At 36.9% G+C, this 20,811-nt stretch carries 17 protein-coding genes and 2 pseudogenes; 7 read left to right on the top strand and 12 right to left on the bottom strand.

The features are described from left to right. On the top strand, positions 1-2,153 hold a 2,153-nt coding region (locus V7112_RS14195; protein ID WP_335420859.1), incomplete at its 5' end, for a helix-turn-helix domain-containing protein. Between the two features lie 43 nt (positions 2,154-2,196). On the opposite strand, the gene V7112_RS14200 is transcribed toward V7112_RS14195, so the two are convergent. Next, complete coding sequence (locus V7112_RS14200) at positions 2,197-3,240, bottom strand: YkvI family membrane protein (RefSeq protein WP_335420861.1); 1,044 nt, start codon at positions 3,238-3,240, stop codon at positions 2,197-2,199. 295 nt (positions 3,241-3,535) lie between these two features. On the opposite strand from V7112_RS14200, the gene V7112_RS14205 reads away from it, so the two are divergent. After that, positions 3,536-5,674 (top strand): ATP-dependent Clp protease ATP-binding subunit, encoded by a 2,139-nt coding sequence (locus V7112_RS14205; RefSeq protein WP_335420863.1) that lies wholly within the window; start codon positions 3,536-3,538, stop codon positions 5,672-5,674. 42 nt (positions 5,675-5,716) lie between these two features. Here V7112_RS14205 and V7112_RS14210 read toward each other — a convergent pair whose 3' ends face one another. From V7112_RS14210 to V7112_RS14230, 5 genes are all read right to left on the bottom strand, one after another. Next, on the bottom strand, positions 5,717-6,697 hold the full coding sequence (locus V7112_RS14210) for a DMT family transporter (protein ID WP_335420865.1): 981 nt from the start codon (positions 6,695-6,697) through the stop codon (positions 5,717-5,719). 14 nt (positions 6,698-6,711) lie between these two features. Beyond that, a complete protein-coding gene (locus V7112_RS14215) occupies positions 6,712-7,176 on the bottom strand; it encodes a GNAT family N-acetyltransferase (protein ID WP_335420867.1) in 465 nt (154 codons plus the stop codon). A 59-nt stretch (positions 7,177-7,235) separates the two neighbouring features. Further along, on the bottom strand, positions 7,236-8,108 hold the full coding sequence (locus V7112_RS14220; RefSeq protein WP_335420869.1) for a GNAT family N-acetyltransferase: 873 nt from the start codon (positions 8,106-8,108) through the stop codon (positions 7,236-7,238). A 757-nt stretch (positions 8,109-8,865) separates the two neighbouring features. Beyond that, entirely contained in the window at positions 8,866-9,618 is a 753-nt protein-coding gene (gene map / locus V7112_RS14225) for a type I methionyl aminopeptidase (protein ID WP_335420872.1), read from the bottom strand. Between the two features lie 126 nt (positions 9,619-9,744). Then, a complete protein-coding gene (locus tag V7112_RS14230) occupies positions 9,745-11,439 on the bottom strand; it encodes a M3 family oligoendopeptidase (RefSeq protein WP_335420873.1) in 1,695 nt (564 codons plus the stop codon). A gap of 215 nt (positions 11,440-11,654) precedes the next feature. Between V7112_RS14230 and motA the strand changes: the two genes are divergently transcribed. Both motA and motB read left to right on the top strand, forming a co-directional pair. Further along, a complete protein-coding gene (gene motA / locus V7112_RS14235; protein WP_335420875.1) occupies positions 11,655-12,446 on the top strand; it encodes a flagellar motor stator protein MotA in 792 nt (263 codons plus the stop codon). Beyond that, positions 12,439-13,188, top strand: coding sequence for a flagellar motor protein MotB (gene motB / locus V7112_RS14240; RefSeq protein ID WP_335420877.1), 750 nt, complete (start codon positions 12,439-12,441; stop codon positions 13,186-13,188). The genes motA and motB overlap by 8 nt, the downstream gene beginning before the upstream one ends. A gap of 373 nt (positions 13,189-13,561) precedes the next feature. On the opposite strand, the gene V7112_RS14245 is transcribed toward motB, so the two are convergent. The 6 genes from V7112_RS14245 to V7112_RS14270 form a co-directional block, all read right to left on the bottom strand. Then, positions 13,562-15,127: a bifunctional metallophosphatase/5'-nucleotidase gene (locus V7112_RS14245; protein ID WP_335420879.1), complete on the bottom strand. Its 1,566-nt coding sequence runs from the start codon at positions 15,125-15,127 to the stop codon at positions 13,562-13,564. Positions 15,128-15,239: 112 nt separating this feature from the next. After that, the gene (gene phnE / locus V7112_RS14250; protein WP_335420889.1) at positions 15,240-16,034 is read right to left on the bottom strand and encodes a phosphonate ABC transporter, permease protein PhnE; all 795 of its coding nucleotides are present in this window, start codon (positions 16,032-16,034) and stop codon (positions 15,240-15,242) included. Continuing rightward, entirely contained in the window at positions 16,034-16,843 is an 810-nt protein-coding gene (phnE, locus tag V7112_RS14255; RefSeq protein ID WP_335420880.1) for a phosphonate ABC transporter, permease protein PhnE, read from the bottom strand. The genes phnE (V7112_RS14250) and phnE (V7112_RS14255) overlap by 1 nt, the downstream gene beginning before the upstream one ends. Further along, on the bottom strand, positions 16,840-17,613 hold the full coding sequence (gene phnC / locus V7112_RS14260) for a phosphonate ABC transporter ATP-binding protein (RefSeq protein WP_335420881.1): 774 nt from the start codon (positions 17,611-17,613) through the stop codon (positions 16,840-16,842). Before phnC ends, phnE (V7112_RS14255) begins: the two co-directional genes overlap by 4 nt. A gap of 172 nt (positions 17,614-17,785) precedes the next feature. After that, positions 17,786-18,715, bottom strand: a complete 930-nt coding sequence (gene phnD, locus V7112_RS14265; RefSeq protein ID WP_335420883.1) for a phosphate/phosphite/phosphonate ABC transporter substrate-binding protein — start codon at positions 18,713-18,715, stop codon at positions 17,786-17,788. 127 nt (positions 18,716-18,842) lie between these two features. Next, entirely contained in the window at positions 18,843-19,643 is an 801-nt protein-coding gene (locus V7112_RS14270) for an inositol monophosphatase family protein (RefSeq protein ID WP_335420885.1), read from the bottom strand. Between the two features lie 280 nt (positions 19,644-19,923). Here V7112_RS14270 and V7112_RS14275 point away from each other — a divergent pair, with 280 nt between their 5' ends. The 3 genes and pseudogenes from V7112_RS14275 to V7112_RS14280 all read left to right on the top strand — a co-directional run. Continuing rightward, complete coding sequence (locus V7112_RS14275) at positions 19,924-20,160, top strand: hypothetical protein (RefSeq protein ID WP_335420887.1); 237 nt, start codon at positions 19,924-19,926, stop codon at positions 20,158-20,160. Positions 20,161-20,200: 40 nt separating this feature from the next. After that, positions 20,201-20,335: pseudogene (locus V7112_RS23830) on the top strand (hypothetical protein); the annotation flags it as partial. A 252-nt stretch (positions 20,336-20,587) separates the two neighbouring features. Then, positions 20,588-20,811 (top strand): annotated as a pseudogene (locus tag V7112_RS14280) (nuclease-related domain-containing protein); the annotation flags it as partial.

Below are 20,811 nucleotides of genomic sequence, written 5' to 3' on the forward strand. Positions count from 1 at the left end.
ATGTATTATATTACATATATAATTCGGAAAAAATGGAACTTTCTATATATTTAAATGATGTGGAGGTTACGATGATAACTTATCAGCTACTTCTTTCCTATTTAGAAAAAGGGTTTAAGAAAGCTTCATATGAAATTTGGATTCAAAAACCACATGATACTGCCTTCCAACTCATACATAAACATGGAAACTTGAAACAAGAAAATATGACTCTGCTAAAATTGAGTCGTGAAGCCAAATTCAAGATCTTTACAAATGAATCCTATTTATATATCTCATTTACCTACCTGAACGGGTATCAAGTCCTTCTTCGCTCCAACTGTAAAACTTCTCCCTTTGATGAAAGAGATTTGGATTATTTATATATTTGTTTTGAGCTTTTAGATGCAAAAAGCCAAATTCAATCAAAAGATGCGGAACTTAATGTTTTGATTGAGGGAATACGCTCTGTCTCTTCATCACTTGTTCTTGATGACCTATTAGAGAAAATTGTAAAAAATGCACTGTCAGTAATCCCTGTGGCAAATGCGGGGTATCTCCAACTTTATGATCCTCATGAAAAGGTCATCATTACGAAAACTAGTGTTGGTTTTGAACCAATCATCGGAAAGCTTAAAATGAGTGTCGGAGAGTCTATTACTGGGATGGTTTTTAAGGAAGGGAAGCCTTTAATCTACCATTCTACGGAACAAATTTATAAAAAAATGAGCGAAAATTCCATTTCACCGGAAAACTTACAGATTATCAACTCTTCTTCAAAGGATAAAGTTATTCAAGCAATTGTAAGTGTGCCCATTTCCATTGGGGAGCAGCGTATCGGTGTGATGACCATTCACCAATTTGATAAGAAAGGGAAATTTACAGAAGATGATGTAAGACTTTTACAAGGTTTTGCTTCACAGGTTGCAATTGCGATCCAAAATGCACGTCTTTATACAGAAGTAAAAGAACAACTACAAGAGCTTTCAAAAAGAAACGAAGTCCACAATACACTCATTAAATTTTCTTTGCAAAATAAAGGCTTGAAAACTATCGTTAAAGAAATAGGAAAAATGATAAATGGGAATGTTTCCTTCTATGATTATTTAGAAAATGATTGGTACCATAATCAACCGGGTCAAAAGAATTATTTTAGCGTTGATGAAATTTCTCGTATATTTAAAAATAGAAGACATGCCGTTTTCGTAGAAATGCGGAAGCCTATCGAAGAAAAATATTATTTATACCCCATCATTAATGGTAGCATTTTTCTTGGTTGTTTTATTTTACCCTATTCGACTACTTTATCGATTATTGATCGAATTGTAGTTGAGCAAGGTGGAGCCATTCTCGCCCTTGAACTTGTAAAAAAACATACATTAGAAGAGATTTATTATAAAAAAACACATGAATTTTTCAACGAGGTCATTAAAAGCAGAGAACCAGAAACATTAATTGCAAAAAGAAAAGAATTCAACCTAATTCCTTCCCATACCTTTTTTGTTGCAGTCATAGAACTCGTGAATTATAAGGATTTATATAAACTTGGTGTAGATATTCATAGCATCATCTCATTGATTAAAAAGAATATTCCAGAAGTAAGACTTATCTATGGATTTCATAATAAAATCATTTTGCTCGTTTCATTAGCCGACAGTTCCTTTTTTGATGATTCGATTAAAAGACTGAAAACCATTATTGATGACTGGACGAATAATAACGACTCATTTGTATGTGTAGGTATCGGTTCAAATAAAAAGGGAGCATATCACATCGGGAAGAGTTATGAAGAAGCAAAGAAATCTGTTGCATATCTAGTCAATAAAAAAGCAACAGGTATCATTTCCTATGAAAGTATTGGAGTTAATCGTTTATTTATTAATCAGGACACAGAGGAAATAAAGGACTTCATAAACGGCTTTTTTCTACCCCTAAATACGACAAGGTCAAGGAAAAATGACTTAGAACTGACATTGTTAACTTACATAAGGTTAAATAAGTCCATTAACGATACAGCGCAAAGTCTACACGTTCATATTAATACATTATATCAACGTCTTAAAAAAATAGAGGATATTCTAAATTTGAGTTTTAATGACCCAAAAGACTTTCTAAAAATTCAGCTAGCCTGTCACTTAAAAGAATCTTTTGCGTACTCTGAGGAGATTCAGTAACTAATTAAAATGAAGAAATAAAGAGGTCTACTAATTAGCCTCTTTATTTCATTGGAAGATGTTTTATTGGTTTTGCCAACAAAACTAATAGGATCAAACTCATATAGCCAAACAATGGATATAAAAAGGAAATCAGTGATCCATAGCCTAATTGGCTAATGACATAAGCGATAGATAAAATGCCAAACACAATCAAGATTGACGGTAGTTTGATGACATTTTTTAATTGGCGCTCGAGGCCAAATAGGTTCCCAATCACAGATGTAAAAATTTCTCCATAAATCACAAGAATGTACAACCAATAAAAGGAAGCCATGAAGTTTTTCATAACCTCAGCCATTGGAATCTCAAAGCCTCCCACATTTGCGAGCGCCGACAATGAAATATGACTTGTTAGTAAAATGAGACATAGTGCCCCACCACCAATCAATCCGCCCCATCTTAAGGTTTTCTCGTTATCCATTTCTTTAGCAAGTGGAACCAAAACCGGCATCGCCATAGTTAGGTTAAAGGCCGTATATAAAAACGGTGAAATCATCCATTTGTAGCTGGGTGAGTCTAGTTCTGGGGTGCTCAATAGAGTTGTTGCGTCCGTAAAAAGCACTTCAACTGCTAAAACAACACTGAAGAAAATCATAATTGGCACAACAAACATGTTCACACCAAACAAACCTTTGACCCCGTAAGTCAATACAAAAATAGAAAGTCCACTCGTCACAATAATGCCGAGCTGATAGGACAGCCCTAATTGTTCTTCAAAAACTGCACCCGCCCCCGAAAGCATGACTGAAGTTACTCCTATTAATACAAGAAGCATCAGTGCGTTCACCATAAATCCAATTTTTCTTCCAAATAAATATTCATTAAATTCCTTGTAAGAATCAGCTTGAATCCGCTTTGCAATGATCATGATTCGAGTCCCTAACCATATAAATAAGAAACCGCTGATTCCAATTCCAATCAAACCGTATAAACCATATTGGGTAAAAAATTCAACAATTTCTCGACCTGTTGCAAAGCCTGCTCCCACGATTGTTCCGACATAAACAGCACCGATTTGAAATGCTGCCCCCCAATTCCCTCGCACAAATAGCCACCTCATTATTCTGTCTTACTTGATGTATATGTACAAGTTCTACAATAAAGACGAGCTATTATTTTAGAATCCGCGGAAAAAATTTCTAGTACTTTTTACTTGAAAGTCAAAGATGGTCAAAGTATAATGTAGACATAAGGTCAAAGATGGTCAAACATCACATGTGACCTATTTTATTTAGGCATCAAGCGTACTGGTCAAAAAGACATTGCCACAGGATGTGGCGATCTTAGTCTTTGATGCTAAATTGGTCAAAGATAGTCAAATTTCAAGGAGGTAGTTGTTTATGATTTGTCAATCATGTAATCAAAATGAGGCTACAATTCAGTTACACGTACAAATGAACAATGACAAGCGACAAATTCAACTTTGCAGTGAGTGTTATGCGAAGGAGAAGAACAACATGAAAATACCTTCAGGAATGTACGGTTTCCCTAATTTCACATTTGATGATTTATTTAAAGGCAATGCCTTCGGTCAACAAATGGGAATCAATCAACAACAGCAAACACAAACAAAGCACGGTGGAAATGGCGGAGGTCTTCTCGATCACTTCGGTCGAAACCTTACTCAAATGGCAAAGGCTGGACTTATTGACCCAGTCATTGGCCGTGACGAGGAAATCCAACGTGTCATTGAAATTTTAAACCGCCGTAATAAAAACAATCCTGTTCTAATTGGGGAACCGGGGGTAGGTAAAACTGCGATTGCAGAAGGATTAGCCCTACAAATTACTGAAGGAAAAGCACCAAGTAAGCTTTCAAATAAACAAGTATATTTACTAGATGTTGCATCACTAGTAGCAAACACTGGTATTCGTGGTCAATTCGAAGAGAGAATGAAGCAACTAATTGCTGAGCTTCAAAAACGTAAAAATATTATCCTATTTATCGATGAGATTCACCTTTTAGTTGGCGCAGGTTCTGCTGAAGGTTCAATGGATGCAGGTAATATCTTAAAACCAGCTCTTGCACGTGGTGAGCTTCAACTTGTCGGTGCAACAACCTTAAAAGAATATCGCCAAATTGAAAAAGATGCTGCATTAGAACGTCGTTTCCAACCGGTTACTGTTGATGAACCAACGGTTGAAGAAGCAATTCAGATTCTTGAAGGTATTAAAGGAAAATATGAAGATTTCCATGGTGTGAAATATACAGATGAAGCCATTCATGCCTGTGTAACATTATCACATCGTTACATTCAGGACCGTTTCTTACCAGATAAAGCGATAGATTTACTTGATGAAGCTGGTTCAAAAATGAATTTAGTATCTGGCAGCATAAATTCAAAGGATATCGCAGCAGAGCTTGCCAAAATTGCTGCTGAAAAAGAAAAAGCTGCTGGAGAAGAAAACTATGAATTAGCAGCAAAACTAAGACATCAAGAAATTCTTCTTGAAAAGCAATTAAATAATCAAGAAAACAAAGATGAGCATCTAATCGATGTTGCGAATATCCAGCAAATTATTGAAAAGAAAACGGGTATCCCTGTTGGTAAGTTACAAGAAAATGAACAACAAAAAATGAAGCATCTTGCTGAAAATCTTGCGAAAAAAGTAATTGGTCAAGAAGAAGCCGTTACGAAGGTTGCGAAAGCCGTTCGTCGTAGCCGTGCCGGTTTGAAGGCTAAAAATCGACCAATTGGTTCCTTTCTTTTCGTTGGACCGACCGGTGTTGGTAAAACAGAGTTAACGAAAACTCTCGCTGAAGAATTATTCGGTTCGAAGGATGCAATGATTAGACTCGACATGAGTGAGTACATGGAGAAACACTCTGTGTCTAAAATCATCGGTTCACCTCCTGGATATGTAGGCCATGAGGAAGCAGGACAGCTTACTGAAAAAGTTCGTCGAAACCCTTATAGCATCATCCTTTTAGATGAAATTGAAAAGGCGCATCCTGACGTTCAGCATATGTTCCTCCAAATTTTAGAGGATGGCCGTTTAACTGATAGCCAAGGTCGTACAGTAAGCTTTAAAGATACAGTGATTATCATGACAAGTAATGCTGGAAGCGGTGGTCCAAAGAAAATTACTGTTGGCTTTGAAAAAGCCGAAACTGATGTATACAAGGAAACATCCATCCTTGATTCACTTGGTTCCTTCTTCAAGCCAGAATTCTTGAACAGATTTGATGCGATCATTGAATTCAAACAGCTTGAAAAAGAACACTTACTACAAATTGTCGACCTTCTGTTAAACGAGCTTGAAGCAACTCTTCAAGAACAAGATGTAACCATCAGTGTTGACGATGAAGCAAAACAAAAAATAGCTGAGCTTGGTTACCACCCTGCTTTTGGTGCACGTCCATTACGTCGTGTCATCCAGGAACAGCTTGAAGACCAAATCACAGATGTTCTATTAGAAAATGACGACCTAACAAGCTTAAATGTAACAGTCGAAGATAATAAGATTATCGTAAAATAATTTTCTATAAAAATGCAGAGCTCTTCACGGCTCTGCATTTTTTTATATTGATTTTGTCTCTAATTCATTCACTTTTATCGGTGTCTTTCGATTTGAGAACATGCTATGCAACACCATTCCACCTGCGATCATCAAAAGCCCGATGAAAGAATACATAGTTGGAATAGGTGCGCTTAGTAAAAGGACCTCACCAAAGATCACAAAAATAATCTGAGTTGCCTGAGTCGCTTCGACTGCTGCTAGTTTATTTTGATCATGCTTAACTAACTCCGTTGCAAAAAAGAAAAGCACGGTCGCGATAATCCCCGAAGAGATCCCGACTATAAAGGATTGAAACACTTGTGATTTACTTGGGAGTCCAGCAGTCGCAGCACCAAATCCGGCAATGATTAACCAAAACGGAGTCGATGCGAGAGTCATTCCAAGAACACGTTGAAAGGTATCAAAATCATTTTTACAATGCTCCATCATTTTTCGATTACCTAATGGATATGCAAAAGCCGCCACTACAACAGGAAGAATGCCGAGCAAGAGCATATTGATCCCGATGCCCCCATCTGCTTCCTGAAGCTGGATTAAGACAATCCCCATAAAAATAAAACTAGAAAAAATAAGACCTTTAACTGGGATGTGTTCACGGACTTTTTGCATACCATTTTTCGATTCTACTGACTTATAGAAAAATGGCACAACTAGTAAACCGGCGATAATGACAAATTGCCATGTTCCTGCAACTAACCAGCCTGGACCTGAAGCAGCTGCAAAGGTAAGTGGCGCATAAAATAATCCAAACCCAATCGTACTCCACAAAATCCATTTAAAGGGATTCGTCTTTAGCTCACGCAGCAGTTCCTTCATGTTCCCTCTGATAAGTACAATCCCTATTAAAAATGGAAGCATAAAAAAATACCGCAGTGAGGAACTCCACAGCCAGCTTCCGCCTGAAAGCTCCATTGAGCGATTTAGAATAAACGTTACCGCAAAAAATAGTGAAGAGACGATTCCTATAAGTATCGCTTTCATTTTCTGACTCCCTTCTAAACCTTAAAACAATAGACCTCTTCATCGACAAAGCCTTTTATAATTTCTCCTGTTTTCGTAAATCCTGCATTTGCATACACTTGGATGGCCGCTTTGTTTGTAGGAATAACCGATAGGTAAATCTCATCACAATAGGGTAATGTCCTTATCATTTCAGAAATAATTTCCTTCACCGCTAAGGTTCCATAGCCTTTTCGCTGATATTTATAATCGATCATAATTCTACATAGTTCAAAACGATTTCGTTCATTTTCGAGTCCAAACATGGTAAATCCAATTAACTGAGTTCCATCATATATCGCCTTTGTTACCCAATCAGGTTGGACTTTAGCCTGGGCAAGTGAATAAACATTGGAAGCAACCCATTTTTCGAATAAAGCAAACTCTTTATCCTCTGATCTTAACCGAATGACATCCATTAAGTTTTCCATCGTGACATCACGTAAGATGATTTTTTTCATTTACCTCCCCCATTTTACAATTGGTTTGGCACCACGATCGGTAAAAATATTCTGATAATTCATTTTATCATAAAGACTTGCTCTGCTTTTACCTTAAACCCCTCTTTTTCTAATAAATCACGCAAAATTTTATTCGACATTGAAATATTCGCTGCAGTTCTTGCAACATTCAGGTTCGTTTGGCTATATATCATCCTTAAGAGGTCTCTTACAATATCTTCTTTTTGATGATGCGAAGGTTCGGCCTCACATTGAAAAAGGATAATGGATTGAAGCGTACCCTCCTCATTAAATAGCCGTTTAAAGATCGCATATCCAACAATTGCTTCGTTCTCATCCAATGCAAGGATTGATTCACCATCACGTGCATTATTCCATTGTGTTTGCCAAGGAACCATTGCTTTATAGAATGGAACTTGTGAAGCGTCAATTGGAATTCCTTTTATTAATGTAAATTGATTTTTTCCGGATAAAAATGCATCCTTCGACAATTGATCTGTATGCTGTAAATGAACGATTTCATCTACAATTTTATACCCCGCTTTTTCATATAAGGAAATGGCCTTTACATTATCTTTAACAGCTTCAAGGGTAGCAACTTCCACCCCTTCATTTTCATAGATTGCTAGAACTGCTTCAATTAGTTCCTTCCCAACACCTTTTCCCCGGTATTCTGGATCAACCCCTGTGCCGCCATTCCAAGATACCTTTTTACCGTTAATAAGGCGAATCCCATTTAATATGAGACCTACCGGTCGATCCCCATCATAGGCGATAACCGAAAGCGTTGGAGAAAGCCCTTCCAAAATCAATCTTCGTGTAAACAGATCAACCGTTGTCGTCATATCAAAATAGTAACCCTCAAACCCTTTATTCCAAGCAACTACTGCATCCTCAAGTGTGCATTCAGATAATCGTTTGATTGTAATCATGTTCTCGTCTCCTCTTTTTCAATATGTAATTTGGTTGATTTATTAAATCACATTTTAGTCATACTCACAAGTAATTTTTGGAAATGGATTGATGGTTTTTCCCAGTTTATCCAAAAGTGAAAACATAAGCTGGCTTTATGTTGAAGGTTTTTCAATTTTTTTACAAAAGTCTAGCTATAAACACACATTATATCCTCACTTTTTCAAATATTTTACAAAAGTCATCTCACAAACTGGTTTTATGTGCTGTCTTTTTCAATATTTTTACAAATCTCTTATCATAAACAGGTTTTATATCATGACCTTTTCAAAATTTATCCAATTGTCATTACTAACCTTCCAAACAACTCATTTTCTTCACAAAATTCTCCTGTCATCTACCTCCTCTCCACCTCATATACATTAATGAGGTGGAAAACATGTCCATTATTCCAAGAGTTTTTTTATTTATGTCTTTTTTATTGTTGTTTTTTAACGGTTCATCCTTGGGGTTTATTTTGTATAATCTGAGGTTTGATTCTCTATTCGGGTATGGCTTTTTCATTTTCACGAGTTTAGTGGGAGCTGTGTTTGCGTCAATTGCCGAGGAGCCAGGTACGACAAAGGGGTTTTATTGTAGATACTGCTTATACGGAAACTTGCTTGTTGTTCTTTTTCCGCTTTATTTTCATTGGGTTGCGGATACTATTTTCCCAATACTAATTGAAACATTTCTTTAACCAAAAAAGTGCCACTATAGAAGTGACACTTTTCATTCTTATGCATCTTGGTCAGTTAAGATATATGGTCCGTCCTGTGTGATCGCTAATGTGTGTTCATATTGTGCGGAAAGACTTCCATCAATAGTACGAGCGGTCCAACCGTTCTTATCCATAGTTGTCTGATATCTACCAACATTCACCATTGGTTCAATTGTGAAAACCATTCCTTCTTTTAAACGTAAGCCTTTGTTTGGAAGACCATAGTGTAAAACCTGTGGTTCCTCATGCATCGTAGGTCCAATTCCATGTCCGATAAAATCACGAACAACTGAGAATCCTTCACCCTCTGTATAGGATTGGATGGCGTGGCCAATGTCTCCAAGTCGGTTACCGATTACGGCTTGTTCAATCCCCTTATACATCGCTGTTTTAGTAACATCAAGAAGCTTTGCGGCTTTTGGTGAAATTTCACCGACACCATATGACCATGCTGAGTCCGCAAGTGCTCCCCCAAGGTTCACTACCATATCGACTGTTACGATATCTCCATTTTTTAATGGCGTCTTTCTAGGGAAGCCGTGACAAATTTCATCGTTTATTGATGCACATGTTGCATATTTATAGCCCTTATAGCCTTTTTGTTCAGGCGTAGCACCATTCTTTTTAATAAAATCCTCAGCAAAGCTGTCAATTTCTAGACTCGTAATTCCAGGCTGAATCAGTTTGCGAATTTCCTTATGGCATGCTGCCAATATTTGTCCCGCTTCGCGCATTAACTCAATTTCTCGTTTTGTTTTTAAATGAATCATGAAAACACCCTCAATTTTAATATGATGTTTTTATTATATCCTTATTAAAACATTTTTGCATAAACTAACGTTTATTTGCAAAATTTGCACAAAAAGGACTGTGGAAATGCCCACAGTCCTTTTGTTTTACAGTTGTTTATCGTCGACGCTGTTTAGCCATGCTTCAATTTCACCAACGACAGATTGTACGGTTCCTTCTTCAAATGGAGAAAGAAGATTTGCGACCTTCACTAGCTCGGTGAAAGGCTTACTTCCACCTTGTTTGCACAGGTGAATATAATCTGCCCATGCTGCTTCATGATTTTCTCTTGACTTTTTCCAGAATTGGAACGCACAAATTTGTGCCAAGGTATAATCAATATAGTAAAATGCGGTTGTATAAATATGGCTTTGACGCTGCCAGAAACCGCCTTCCTCTAAATATTCGTTGCCATCATAATCGCGAAGCGGCATATACTTTTTCTCGATTTCTCTCCATGCTTTGTTACGTTCAGCAGGTGTAACATCTGGATTTTCATATACAAAGTGTTGGAATTCATCCACTGCAACACCATATGGTAAGAATAATAGAGCTTCACTTAAATGTGAAAACTTGTATTTGTCTGTATCTTCCTTGAAGAACAATTCCATCCATGGCCATGTGAAGAATTCCATACTCATTGAATGAATTTCAGCAGCCTCATATGTTGGCCAATTGTATTCAGGTACCTCATAGTGTCTACTAGAGTATACTTGGAATGCATGCCCTGCTTCATGAGTCAATACATCGATATCTCCAGAGGTTCCATTAAAGTTTGAGAAAATATATGGAGCTTGATAATCACTAATATACGTACAGTAGCCTCCACCAGCTTTCCCTTTTTTCGCAACAAGATCCATTAAATTCGAATCGATCATATAATTGAAGAATTCTTTTGTTTCTTCAGATAGCTCTTCATACATTTGCTTCCCATTTTCAATGATCCACCCTGGGTCGCCCTTTGGTACAGCATTACCAGATTTAAAACTAAATGATTCATCATAATATTTTAAGCTATCAAGTCCAATACGTTCTGCTTGGCGCTCACGTAGCTTCACTGCTAATGGAACGATATGTTCCTTTACTTGCTTTCTGAAGTTTGCGACCATTTCTGCATTGTAATCAGTTCTTGATAATCTTACATATGCAAGCTCCACGAAGTTTTTATAGCCTAGCTTTTGCGCAATACGCGTACGAACCTTAACAAGCTGGTCATAAATATCATCGAATTTTTCTTGATGCTGCTTGAAAAATGCAAAGCGAACTTCATTTGCCTTTTTACGCATATCACGATCGGTTGATTCAGTAAATGGCTCTAACTGCGCTAACGTACGTTCTTCACCTTCAAACATGATTTTGGCAGAAGCAACTAGCTTCGTATATTCAGATGAAAGCTTGTTTTCCAATTGGAGATCCTCAATTACCTCTGGTGAGAAGGATTTTAATTGAGTTTCTGCAAAATCAAATAGCTGCTTGCCCCATTTGTTTTCTAGTTCAGTGCGGAATTTTGAATGAACAAGAGCTTCGTAATATGTTGTTGTTAAACCTTGTACCAATGGTTGTATCTCATCAAGATAATCCTGTTCTTCCTTGTAAAATTCATCATTTGTATCCACTGTATGTCTGATATAGCAAATGTTAAAAGCTGTATCAACTGTTCGTTGAATCGCAATAATTTCTTTCATTGCTTCATCTTGCTCAGCATATGTTGCTGCATTTTTAAATTTTTCTAAGGCAACATTAAATATTTGCTCCACTTCGTCCATGTTAGGACGTACATACTTAAAATCGTTAAAATTCATAGAAGGCTCCCCATTTCAATAAAAGTTTTGAATATGTATACTCTTTCATTGTAAACCACCCCTTCATAATTTTTCCACTACGAATTCTTCGAGAGAAATTGATATATTTCGCTAAAATTTTCACATTGATTGTCGATATAAAGGATAGTAGAATTATAGATTCGAAATAGATAAATATTGTTTTCTTAACAACACGAAAGCTTAGGTGATAGAAATTGGATAAATCGTCATTAATAGGGGTAATACTTGGTTTTATAGCCATCTTTGTAGGTATGGTTTTAAAAGGGGTCTCGTTTTCTGCCTTACTCAATCCCGCTGCCTTCTTAATCATTATTTTAGGAACTGTTGCTGCAGTTACGATTGCGTTTCCGACCAGTGAATTAAAAAGGGTACCACAGTTATTCGGGGTGCTTTTTAAAGAAAAACAGATGTTAACCGTTGAAGAACTAATTCCAATGTTCTCAAATTGGGCCACCATCGCCCGTAAGGAAGGACTCTTAGCACTTGAGGTAAAAGTTGCTGAAGTCGAAGATTCATTTTTAAAAAATGGTTTAAGCATGGCCGTTGATGGTCAAAGTGCTGAATTCATCCGTGATGTGATGTCTGAAGAAATCGACGCGATGGAAGAACGACATTTATCTGGAGCTTCAATCTTCTCGCAAGCCGGAACATATGCACCAACCTTAGGGGTATTGGGTGCTGTTGTCGGGCTTATCGCTGCATTAAGTCATATGGATAATACCGATGAGCTCGGGAAGGCCATATCAGCTGCGTTCATTGCGACAATGTTGGGGATATTCACAGGATACGTGTTATGGCATCCATTCGCAAATAAATTAAAACAAAAATCAAAGCAGGAAATTAAAATCAAAGAAGTAATGATTGAAGGCGTATTGTCTGTACTTGAAGGTCAATCACCAAGAGCAATCGAACAAAAGCTTTCAATGTATCTATCGAAAAAAGACCGCGGGAAGGTTTTGACTGAAGGTGAAATGATAGATGGCTAGAAGAAAAAGAAAGAAAAAACAAGATGAGCATATGGATGAATCATGGTTGGTGCCATATGCAGATATTTTAACATTATTGCTCGCTCTGTTTATTGTATTGTTTGCTGCGAGTAATGTGGATGCTCAAAAGTTCCAAAAACTTGCAAGCTCCTTCAATAATGTCTTTAATGGCGGTACTTCTATTTTAGAATATGAGAGTCCAGTTCCAGTTGAAATCGATAATGCTGCGATTGACAAAGAAAAAGAGAAGCAAAAACAAGAGCAAGAAGAACTTAAGGAATTACAAGAAAAGATCAACGGCTATATTGTCGAAAATGAATTAGATTTAAGTCTTAAAACCCGTTTGGCCGATGAAGGGTTACTTGTTACAATCCAGGATGGTGCTTTCTTTAATCCAGGAAGTGCAGAGGTAAGACTTGGGGATATTAAGCTGGCTCGTGAAATTTCAGAGCTTTTGGTGATGAACCCACCGCGAAACATCATTGTGAGTGGACATACTGATACTGTTCCAATGAATAATCATGAATTTAAAAGCAACTGGCATTTAAGTGTCATGCGTGCGATTAATTTTATGAGTATTTTATTAGAAAATGAGAAGCTTGACCCTCGGCTTTTTAGTGCTCGTGGTCTCGGTGAGTATGAGCCTGTTGCGACAAACGAAACACCTGAAGGACGAAGACTTAATCGACGTGTTGAAGTCTTAATCCAGCCGAATGTCGAGAAGAACAGCCAAAATAATTGATAAAGTTTAATAGATCTTGAGCTAGACATACGAAAGCCCACGGAATTTTTCATCCGTGGGCTTATTATATGTCTAGCTCCAACGCCTAGCCAGTTTTCACCTTGAATAGGCTTCTGCGAGTATCTTGCGAAAAGCTTTTGCTTTGAGCAGCTCGAGGGTACAAGCCAATCCACCAAGAAGGTTAAAGAGCAACCTTCCCGCTGGCTCGTCTTGTGCTTGCCGGACTTGCACAGGACAAGGAAGGCTTCGACAGCATAAACATCGCACGAAGAAAATGCACCGCATTTTCGAGGAAGTGCTGACATCGACGTTTGCCACAGGACGTGGCAGTAGTTAGTCGATGTTCCCCTCAAAGGCGCTTGCGCTTTTCCTGTTACCAAACAACCTTCCAATTCTCATCGACTGTCGCTTCAATTGTACCTCTTTCAAGGATATAATTTGCAATTAACTCCGACATATCAAGTGGGATATCCTTAATAATTGGCTTATCCTTGAACATGACATATTCCCCGCCGCCACCTGCGCGGTAGTTATTCATGACAACATCATACTCTCCATCGGATTGAATGGGTTCACCTTTATAGGATAGTTCTACAACACGCTCCCCTATTGGCTTTGAAATATCGAAAATATAGTCAATGCCTTCCCACATATCATAATTGTAATGCTGCGGCTTCGGGGTCGTGAAGTTGGGATTTACAGTCACATCGCCATTTTCAACCATAAAATAGCTTGCACTTCTTTCTAGTGCTTCCTTGATGTCCTGACCAGAAATTCGAATCACCGTTAACGTGTTTGGATAAATATAATTGGAGACAACGTCTCTCATTGTAATATTAGTTGGAAACCCTTTTGTGACATTATTAAAAAGGGCTGTGTTTGAAATCGAAACCTTGGCCACATCCATTTGCACTTTATTAATAAATTCAACGAGCGCGTGATCCTTTAAGCGAGCCTTTAGCGGATCTTCGATGGTCATATTACCGATTACTTTACCAATTGGTTTATCTAACCATTCCTGTGTTTCAACTTCATATTCTTTTACTAATTGAAGGGAAGTTTCGTCCACTTCTATTTGGTCAACTAAAATGAGTTCAGGATTTGAATCGGATATTGTCCACTTGTCATCATTTTTCGTAAGTGTTAGTGTAACTTTACCAATTGCTTGGCCATTGAAGCTCGGCTGTACAATCGGTACACCGTTTACTTTGCCAGCAAGGGAGCGGTGTTGATGACCGGTTAATAAGAGGTCAATCCCCTCAATTTCCCGACAAATCCGATCCCCCTGGTTTTCCCCTGTCAGCTTTTCAGTAGGTTCACCGGTTTCAAGATCAGCTTCAAATCCACCATGGTAAGAAACAATCAGTACATCTGGATTTTCCACTTTACGAATTTTTTCCACCCATTTTTTCGTCGATTCAAACGCATCTTCAAACGTTAAACCTTTAATGTGTTCAGGATTCTCCCAATTTGGGATATAGTGAGTGGTCACACCTAGAATGGCAGCCTTTACGCCATGCTCAAGCTCAATGATCTTATAGGGTTTGCCGATAAAAGGCTCTCCATTTTCATTTAAAATATTTGCAGATAGCCACGGGAAATTTGATTCCTTTATGGCTCTTTGTAACACATTCATTCCATAATTGAATTCATGATTTCCAATTACTGCTGCATCGTAGTTTAATTCATTTAATAGTGTAATCATTGGATTTTGTTGATGACTATTTGAGCGTACATAATGATAGGTTAAAGGTGTTCCTTGAATTAAGTCTCCATTATCGATAACGATTGTGTTTTTATTCTGACTTCTCTCTTGTTTAATGACAGTCGCAATTTTTCCAAGTCCAAGACCTATAGTCTCATTGCTACCATAATTTATTGGAAAAATATTGCCGTGAATATCACTGGTTTCAAGAATTGTAATTGTAATAGATTTCATCTTTGTTACCTCTTTTGTATAGGGTCCATTTTCAGTATACACAAATTTACCAATTTTGTAATCTGCTATAGAAAAAGCACTTCCTATAGCAAGAAGTGCGGTTCATCTACCTTTAGACTATTTTACTGCGAATTTTTCCACTGATTGCATCAATAATCGTTACTACAATAATAATGATGATTAACATCATTCCAACCTGCTCCCAGTTACGCTGCATGGACGCAATAAGTAATGGGGCACCAATACCTCCCGCTCCAACAATACCTAGGATTGTTGAGGCACGTACATCGACCTCAAAGCGATACATTGCATAGTTAGAAAACTGCGGGATAATTTGCGGAATAACCCCAAACCAAATCACTTGAATTCGGTTTGCACCGTTTGCTTTTAATGCTTCAAGTACCTTCATGTCAATGGATTCAACTACTTCCGAATATAGCTTTCCAAGCATCCCTATTGAGTGAATTCCAACTGCTAAAACCCCTGCATAAGGGCCAATACCAACAGCTGCAACGAAAATAATTGCAAGCATAATTTCTGGGAATGCACGAATTCCATTTAAAATCCATTTTCCAATGCTTGATACCTTTGATATATTTCTAGCTGCTAAAAATCCGAATGGAATGGCTAAAACAGCTGCAATAAGTGTACCTGCATATGCAATTAAAATGGATTCCAACATGTAATAGGCATATTCGGGTATTTTCGCATGAATCTCAGGCATAAAGAATGGATCCCAGAAAAGTCTTTTAAAAATGGTGGCTGGACTTAATACTGATCCACGATACGTTAAATCTGTCATCGTAAAGGCAATATAATATAAATAAAGTAGGACAAGTGAAATGACGACAATCTTCCATCGTCCCTTTTTTGCTGGTGGTTTTAATAAATCTGCTCCATTTTTCATCACATCAATCGCTCCCTTACTCGGTTACTTATGAAGTCAATAATCGTAACCGCTATAAAAGTCATGATGACAATGGTTGATACATTGCCAAAATTAAACATCGCTAATTGTTTTTTTAGGATTAAACCAATACCACCAGCACCAACAAATCCTAATACAACGGAAGCACGAACATTAATTTCTAAAACATACAAAGAGTAAGACGTAAAGTGCGGCATAATTTGAGGCAAAACACCGTACCAAATAACTTGAACAATATTACCACCAGTTGCACGTATCGCCTCTAATGGATTCGGATCAATCGCTTCAATTGTTTCACTAATTAATTTTGCAAGAATTCCAACTGAAAAAATAAAAAGGGCTAAAACACCAGCTAAAGCTCCAATACCAACTACTGCTACTAAAATAACAGCCAAAATTAACTCCGGAATCGTGCGAAGGATATTTAAAAAGAAACGAAACACTTTATAAAAAACTTTGTTCTTATTTATATTTGCCGCGGCAAAAAAGCTAATTGGTAATGCAACAATTGCAGATAATGTTGTACTTAAAAAAGCCATATTCCATGTTTCAATTAAACTTGATAACACGGTATCCGCATAACCTAGATTAGGTGGAAATAAATCCTTTACAATAAAATCAATAACGATGGGCATTCCTTTTATAATTTCATCTGGATAAGCTTCAGTAAAAATAGCTGAAACAATATATAAAACGATAATAACAGCTAATATGCTTCCAATGGTTGCTTTTGCCCGCATTGTAACGACCGGAATCTTTTTATTCAAGGAGTCTGCTTGTTTACTCATTCTTCAACACTCCCGCGCATATCTCCATCCTTGATAGGACGACCATATATTTGCTCAAAAGTTTGCTCGTTCACTGTAGATGCAGGACCATCAAACACAATTTCTCCGGCTCTCATACCGATGATTCGATCTGCGTATTCCATTGCCATATCAATAAAGTGAAGGTTAACAATGGTCGTAATCCCGAGTTCTTGATTGATTCTTTTTAAATCTCTCATGACGATATGCGAAGTTGGCGGGTCAAGACTTGCAACAGGCTCGTCAGCTAAAATAACATTTGGCTTTTGTGTTAGAGCTCTCGCAATACTTACACGTTGCTGTTGTCCACCACTCAGTTGGTCAGCACGGGTATATGCTTTTTCTTCAATACCTACACGCTTCAAGTTATCCAATGCCAACTCTTTGTCCTCTTGAGAAAAAAGACCTAATAGACTTTTAATTGTTCCAATATGACCAAGTCTTCCAGTTAGTACATTTCGAAGAACGGACATACGGTTTACAAGGTTATAGTTTTGGAAAATCATTCCGATATTTGTACGTAATTTTTTAAGTTCTCTTTCCTTAAATTTCAATGTGTTCTTGCCATCTATAATTAACTCTCCATCAGTAGGCTTAACCAATTGATTAATACTTCTGATAAAAGTGGATTTTCCAGCGCCAGATAAACCAACTACCACCACAAATTCACCAGGATTAATAGTCACATTAATATTTTTCAAACCCTGATGTCCATTTGGATAAGTTAAAGAAACATTTTTAAATTCAATCATTATCTTGCTCCTTTGCATTCATTAAAAAATTAACCTAAAATCTAATAGCCTTCATCCCGCAAGATGTAATTTATGTTTTTGGTTTGTCAGGTAAAAATTTTCTTAAAAAAAGAGAGAAGATGTCTCCTCTCTCTTTATACTTTTTATTAGGTAATAACAATAGATGCGTTTATTACTCTCCTAATTGGTCTTTAAATTTCGCGTAAACATCACGAACAACATCAAATTCCTTGTCCGTTGCTTCCGAAATTCCGTCCCAAGTGTACACTTCATTCATAACTTTTAACACTTCAGGCTTATCATTGATTGCCAAGAACGCTTCTTTAATTTTTGCTTTCATGTCTTCAGGAAGATCACTACGTACAGAAACTCCATCATTCGGAATAGGATCTGTAAAACCAATAACTTTAAGTTTTTCTTTTACATCTGGAATATCTTTTTCCAGGTTGTCACGTACATCTGTAAAAGTTGTTGCAAAATCAGCAGATCCATCTAATACAGCAAGAGCAGCATTATCATGTCCACCTACAGCAACTTGATTGTAGAAAGTATCTAGATTCTCAACACCCATTTCCATTAATTGAGAAGCTGGGAATAGGAATCCAGAAGTTGAAAGTGGGTCACCGTAAGCCCAAGATAAACCTTCTGTAGCAACAATATCATCAACAGAAGTTAACTTAGAATCTGCCGCTGCAATGTATTGTGCTTTATATGTATCTGATCCATGACGAATCGCTTTTACTAAAACATCCACATTTGCACGTTCCTTAGCTTGTACATAACCAAATGGGTTTGTGAAGCCAATATCAACCTTACCAGTTCTCATACCTTCAACAAGACCAACGAAGTCAATCATAACTTCTGCTTTAACAGGTACACCAAGTTGTTCAGTTAAGTACTCTTCTAGTGGCTTAACATTGTCTGCAATTGTATCAGCTTCTTGAGAAGGAATGAATCCCATTGTTAATTGAGTAACTTCCTCAGCCTTTCCTTCGTCTCCGCCTTTTGCATTATCATCGCCAGCGTTGTCTTTATCAGAACCACATGCTGCAATTACAAAAAGCATTCCAACTGCCATTAGCAAAGCTAAAAACTTTTTCATTTTTCTTCCCCCTAAATGTGTTATAAAAGTAAAACCCTATTCATTATATATTAAAATATTACGGATTTCGACATATATTTAGAATTTTTTACAATTTATTAACATTCATATTACAAAATACTTCTATTTATCTGTTTTCAAGATTTATCGTATGTAATATCTCTTTTAACACATTATTATTCGAAAATATTGTTATCTGTGGTGAAAAAACGGAGAATGGCTGATTCTCTAATGTCCTCATCACACCACCGACTTCTTGTAAAACGACCATACCACCAGCGATATCCCATGGGGACAAACGAAAATCAAAATACGTTTCCAATCGTCCACAAGCCACATAAACAATTTCAAGTGCCGCTGAACCCAAATATCTTGTTCCCCTTGCCTTTTGAATCATTTCAGTAAAAATCGTATGATTCATCCTATCATTTGGAACTAACCAATGCTGACAAATACTAATATTGGCTTCCTCTAATTTTTTCTTTTCTAATTTTGGCAATGCTTGATCATTAAGATAGGCGCCTTGGCCAGCTAATGTATGGAACATCTCATCCGCAATAGGATCGTACACGATGCCAATCCGTGGCTGTCCCTTTTCATATACTCCAACTGAGATTGCAAAATTTCTTTTTTGATGAACAAAATTCGTTGTTCCATCGATTGGGTCAACAATCCAGACAATTTCACTTTCGGGATTGTACTGCTGATCCTTGGCGAGCCCCTCTTCTCCTAAAAAGAAATGGGTTGGATATTTCGTCTTGATACGGTCAATAAAGAATTGCTCGATTTCTTTATCCTTATTGGTCACCAAATCTGCAGCAGATGTTTTGTATTCAACATTTATAATTTCCTTCGTAGCTTTTCGAAGAATATCCCCCGCTACTTGTGTCCATTCCTTTGCTGTTTGATACACTTCATTCCAATTCACAATCTTTCCCCCCTTAACCTCGTATTTAACCGTATACAAAAAGAGCCTTTTGGTCAACATTTGATGTTGGAAAATAGATTTTTCGCTAACAGCCGTAAATGTTTACTATTAACAGTAAATCTTATTTATCGGCTGTATTTTTTAGCTATCGGCCAAAAAATGTTTTTAACGGCTGTAAATTAAAAGTTTATATTTTTATAAGGAAAAAATTCGTATTTTTAGAAGGTTTTTTGAATATTATGTCGAAAATGGCATTATAAAAAACGAAAGGAGCTTCTGAATGATAAAAAAAGCCCTAGAAAAACCACTGCGTATAAGAAAACTTAAAGCAGCGCTCAAAAGATTATTAGAATCCGATCAAAGATACCAAGTAATTAATGATGAGTTTGGCAGAAGGATGTATGGCTACAGAGGGGAGCAATCCTTACAGTATTATTTAAGTTTTTTAAAAGAAAAAAACTACTTAATCTTTCATAATCTTCGTCTTCTCAGATATCTCAGGAAAGCACTTCTTTGAAATTGACATACTTCTAGCAAGCCCCACTTTCCAATTAATCATAGACTCAAAAAATTACCGTGGAGAAATCTATTTCGATGGAAAGTTTGAACAGTTAATTCAGACATACGATAATAAGAAAAAGGCATATTCCTGCCCAATCGCTCAAATTAACAGGCACCACATACAACTTAGTAAACTTCTACAATCCTACAAGTTTTCTCCCATTCCGATTGAGACATTGGTCATTTTCACAAATCAATCTGTTGTTATTTCAACATCTTCTGATTTTAAACATCTTAACAAGGTAATTAAAAGTCCTAGTTTTATATCTAAAATAGAGTTATTTGAAAAAAGGAATAGAATTGAAGTATTTGATAAGAGACAACTACAAAAACTATCAAAGTTGCTCTTAAAGCTGCATACCCCATATGATGAGGATATTTCTGTGCAATTTGGAATCAAAGAAGATACGTTCATACGGGGAGTGCGTTGCCCGAAATGTGATCATATTCCAATGAAACGAACCCCACGGTCATGGCATTGCCTTCAATGTCAATACACATCCAAAACTGCTTACCTCAATTCAATATCTGATTACTCCCTTTTGATGGGAAATACTATTAAGAATAAAAAATTAAGTGATTTTTTAAATTTAAAATCTCCATCAGC

It is taken from the genome of Bacillus sp. JJ1566 (assembly GCF_036962685.1).
Classification (GTDB): domain Bacteria; phylum Bacillota; class Bacilli; order Bacillales; family Bacillaceae_L; genus Ferdinandcohnia.

Bases quoted from the DNA above. Each gene is read 5' to 3' on its own strand.
- V7112_RS14275 (WP_335420887.1), top strand. From the start codon at position 19,924: ATGATAAAAAAAGCCCTAGAAAAACCACTGCGTATAAGAAAACTTAAA.
- map (WP_335420872.1), bottom strand. From the start codon at position 9,618: ATGATTCATTTAAAAACAAAACGAGAAATTGAGTTAATGCGCGAAGCG.
- V7112_RS14210 (WP_335420865.1), bottom strand. From the start codon at position 6,697: ATGAAAGCGATACTTATAGGAATCGTCTCTTCACTATTTTTTGCGGTA.
- V7112_RS14230 (WP_335420873.1), bottom strand. From the start codon at position 11,439: ATGAATTTTAACGATTTTAAGTATGTACGTCCTAACATGGACGAAGTG.
- V7112_RS14215 (WP_335420867.1), bottom strand. From the start codon at position 7,176: ATGAAAAAAATCATCTTACGTGATGTCACGATGGAAAACTTAATGGAT.
- phnE (WP_335420889.1), bottom strand. From the start codon at position 16,034: ATGAAAAATGGAGCAGATTTATTAAAACCACCAGCAAAAAAGGGACGA.
- phnC (WP_335420881.1), bottom strand. From the start codon at position 17,613: ATGATTGAATTTAAAAATGTTTCTTTAACTTATCCAAATGGACATCAG.
- motB (WP_335420877.1), top strand. From the start codon at position 12,439: ATGGCTAGAAGAAAAAGAAAGAAAAAACAAGATGAGCATATGGATGAA.
- phnE (WP_335420880.1), bottom strand. From the start codon at position 16,843: ATGAGTAAACAAGCAGACTCCTTGAATAAAAAGATTCCGGTCGTTACA.
- V7112_RS14205 (WP_335420863.1), top strand. From the start codon at position 3,536: ATGATTTGTCAATCATGTAATCAAAATGAGGCTACAATTCAGTTACAC.
- phnD (WP_335420883.1), bottom strand. From the start codon at position 18,715: ATGAAAAAGTTTTTAGCTTTGCTAATGGCAGTTGGAATGCTTTTTGTA.
- V7112_RS14245 (WP_335420879.1), bottom strand. From the start codon at position 15,127: ATGAAATCTATTACAATTACAATTCTTGAAACCAGTGATATTCACGGC.
- V7112_RS14220 (WP_335420869.1), bottom strand. From the start codon at position 8,108: ATGATTACAATCAAACGATTATCTGAATGCACACTTGAGGATGCAGTA.